The following is a 2,897-nucleotide window of genomic DNA, read 5'->3' as shown; positions in this document are numbered from 1 at the left end:
TGTGGCCTGAAAAAGCCAAGCCCACGCAAGTCTCGGCTTTACCCAGATCCCTGTAGGAGCGGCTTTAGCCGCGAACACCGGCAACGCCGGTGCCACCCGCCGGGTCGCCTGCTTCGCGGCAAAAGCCGAATCCCACAGGGATCGCTACACAAGGCCGCGCTTACAGGCCCTTTTCCTATGCAAGCCAACAGCCCATGGCTATCATGCCTGCCTTATTCCAAGTCGAGACTGGCATGCTGAAGTTGTTGAATCTCCTCAAGGATGGCCGGTTCCATTCCGGTGAAGCCCTGGGGGCAGCCCTCGGGGTGAGTCGCAGTGCCGTTTGGAAGCAACTGCAGCACCTGGAGAGTGAACTGAACCTCACCATTCATAAGGTTCGTGGTCGCGGCTATCAGCTGGCGGCACCGCTCGCCTTGCTCGAAGCACAGGCAATCGCTGGTTATGCCGAAGGCGAGCAGTGGCCAGTGTTCATCCACGAATCGATTGATTCGACCAATGCAGAAGGTTTGCGGCTTGCCGGCCAAGGGCAGGTAGCTCCGTTTATCGTGCTGGCCGAGCGGCAGAGTGCCGGCCGGGGCCGGCGTGGCCGTCAATGGATCAGCCCATTCGCTGAAAACCTCTATTACAGCCTTGTATTGCGAGTGGATGGCGGCATGCGTCAGCTCGAAGGTTTGAGCCTGGTGGTGGGATTGGCCGTAATGCGCACCCTGCAGGCGTTCGGCGTAAAAGAGGTAGGGCTCAAATGGCCCAACGATGTGCTGGTTCGCGGGCAGAAGATTACCGGCATTCTCCTGGAGCTGGTGGGCGACCCTGCTGATGTCTGCCATGTGGTGCTGGGTATCGGTATCAATGTGAACATGCAGGTGAACGATCATGTCGACCAACAGTGGACCTCGATGCGACGTGAGGTGGGTGCGACAATTGATCGCAATCACTTGGTGGCATCGCTCAGCCAGCAGCTGCAGCATGAATTGGCACGGCATCGTCGTTACGGATTTGCAGCATTCCTGGAGGAATGGGAGCAGGCGCACCTTTGGCAGGGGCGCAATGTTTCGCTGGTTGCTGGCAGCACGCATATTGATGGTGTGGTTCTCGGCGTCGACGGGCAGGGTGGCTTGCGCCTTGAGGTGGACGGAGTGGAAAAGAGCTTCAGTGGTGGTGAGCTCAGTTTGAGGTTGCGTGATGATTCTTGAGCTCGATTGCGGTAACAGCTTCATCAAGTGGCGGGTAATCCATGCTGCTGATGCAGTCATTGAAGGTGGCGGGATCGTCGATTCCGATCAGGCGTTGCTCGCTGAAGTGGCTGCGTTGGCTTCGGTGCGTCTTACGGGCTGTCGCATTGTCAGTGTGCGCAGCGAGGAAGAAACCGATGCGCTGTGTTCATTGATTGCCCAGGCGTTTACCGTTCAGGCGCGTGTTGCGCATCCGGCGCGGGAAATGGCCGGCGTGCGCAATGGCTATGACGATTATCAGCGTCTGGGTATGGATCGTTGGCTGGCTGCGCTGGGTGCATTTCACTTGGCAAAGGGCGCGTGCCTGGTCATTGACTTGGGCACTGCTGCAAAAGCGGACTTCGTTGCAGCGGATGGTGAGCATCTGGGTGGTTACATTTGCCCGGGCATGCCTTTGATGCGTAGCCAACTGCGCACCCATACCCGGCGTATCCGCTACGACGATGCCTCCGCCGAGCGCGCATTGACCAGTCTGTCTCCCGGGCGCTCAACCGTCGAAGCGGTCGAGCGCGGTTGTGTGTTGATGCTCCAGGGTTTTGCGCGCACCCAGCTTGATCAGGCGCGTGCGCTGTGGGGGGACACGTTCACGGTATTTCTCACTGGGGGTGATGCGCCACTGGTAAGGGAGGCTGTGCCCCAGGCGCGTGTTGTGCCAGACCTGGTTTTCGTTGGCCTGGCCATGGCCTGCCCATTGGATTGAGGTGCCTATGCGTTGGTTGTTTCTGCTGTTACTGGTGCTCAACGTCTTCTATTACGTGTGGCATCAGCAGGAAGCCCCGCTGAAGATTAAGGAAGTCGCCCCGCTGTCTCTGTACAAGGGGAATCAGCAAGAGATCCGTCTGCTGCGTGAAACAGGCGTGTCGGCGCCGCCCAAGCGTCGTGATGAATGCCTGGTAGTGGGTGGGGTAATGGGGCAGGGGCAGCTGGATGCGCTGCGTCAGCGCCTCTTGAGCCTAGATATTGCGACCTTGCCAGTGGTGGGGCAGCTGCCGGGGGCAGATGGGCGCTGGCTCAAGGTTGCACCGGAAAGCGAGCGTTTGCTGGACCAAACGGTACTCTCAGCTCTTTCCAATGATTTCAAAGACTTAAAACATAAAATTATTTTCTGCCAGGGTATTGCAACTGGCGAATAGCTTGATAGAATGGCGCCCGCTTCACAGGGAACACCACTCAGGTGGTAGAACTGGAAGCGGTGTCAAAGCAGCTAAGTTTCAGATTTGATTGAAAAAATTTGAAAAAACGCTTGACACTAGGGTGGCAGACAAATAGAATGCCGGCCACATCTGGAGGGATTCCCGAGCGGTCAAAGGGGACGGACTGTAAATCCGTTGCGAGAGCTTCGAAGGTTCGAATCCTTCTCCCTCCACCAGTTTTAGCGAGAGCCGCAAGCTCCGCGGGTATAGTTTAGTGGTAGAACCTCAGCCTTCCAAGCTGATGATGCGGGTTCGATTCCCGCTACCCGCTCCAAGTTTGCCGGATTTTGCGCAAAGTGTTTCGCTCTTGTAGCTCAGTTGGTAGAGCACACCCTTGGTAAGGGTGAGGTCAGCGGTTCAAATCCGCTCAAGAGCTCCATATAAACAAGGCAGATATGAAAATATCTGCCTTTGTTTTATCAGCGCAAGACTATTTCTTCTGCGGAGGATTGTATCGATGGCTAAGGAAAAG

General features: G+C 56.7%; 3 protein-coding genes and 3 tRNA genes. All 6 read left to right on the top strand.

All coding sequences use genetic code 11. The features are described 5' to 3' along the window. The first annotated feature begins 233 nt into the window (after positions 1-233). On the top strand, positions 234-1,193 hold the full coding sequence (gene birA / locus PM2_RS29285; RefSeq protein WP_016715908.1) for a bifunctional biotin--[acetyl-CoA-carboxylase] ligase/biotin operon repressor BirA: 960 nt from the start codon (positions 234-236) through the stop codon (positions 1,191-1,193). After that, on the top strand, positions 1,183-1,932 hold the full coding sequence (locus PM2_RS29280; RefSeq protein ID WP_016715909.1) for a pantothenate kinase: 750 nt from the start codon (positions 1,183-1,185) through the stop codon (positions 1,930-1,932). The genes birA and PM2_RS29280 overlap by 11 nt, the downstream gene beginning before the upstream one ends. Positions 1,933-1,939: 7 nt before the next feature. Beyond that, entirely contained in the window at positions 1,940-2,365 is a 426-nt protein-coding gene (locus tag PM2_RS29275) for a hypothetical protein (protein ID WP_016715910.1), read from the top strand. Positions 2,366-2,517: 152 nt separating this feature from the next. Then, a tRNA-Tyr gene (locus PM2_RS29270) sits at positions 2,518-2,601 on the top strand. Positions 2,602-2,625: 24 nt separating this feature from the next. After that, positions 2,626-2,699, top strand: a tRNA-Gly gene (locus PM2_RS29265). 29 nt (positions 2,700-2,728) lie between these two features. Next, positions 2,729-2,804: transfer RNA gene (locus PM2_RS29260), tRNA-Thr, on the top strand. The last annotated feature ends 93 nt before the right edge of the window (positions 2,805-2,897 follow it).

The organism is Pseudomonas monteilii NBRC 103158 = DSM 14164, from assembly GCF_000730605.1.
Lineage (GTDB): Bacteria > Pseudomonadota > Gammaproteobacteria > Pseudomonadales > Pseudomonadaceae > Aquipseudomonas > Aquipseudomonas monteilii.
This window is presented reverse-complemented; position numbering and strand designations above follow the sequence as displayed.

Coding starts and splice junctions, on each gene's coding strand:
- PM2_RS29275 (WP_016715910.1), top strand. CDS start 1,940: ATGCGTTGGTTGTTTCTGCTGTTACTGGTGCTCAACGTCTTCTATTAC.
- birA (WP_016715908.1), top strand. CDS start 234: ATGCTGAAGTTGTTGAATCTCCTCAAGGATGGCCGGTTCCATTCCGGT.
- PM2_RS29280 (WP_016715909.1), top strand. CDS start 1,183: ATGATTCTTGAGCTCGATTGCGGTAACAGCTTCATCAAGTGGCGGGTA.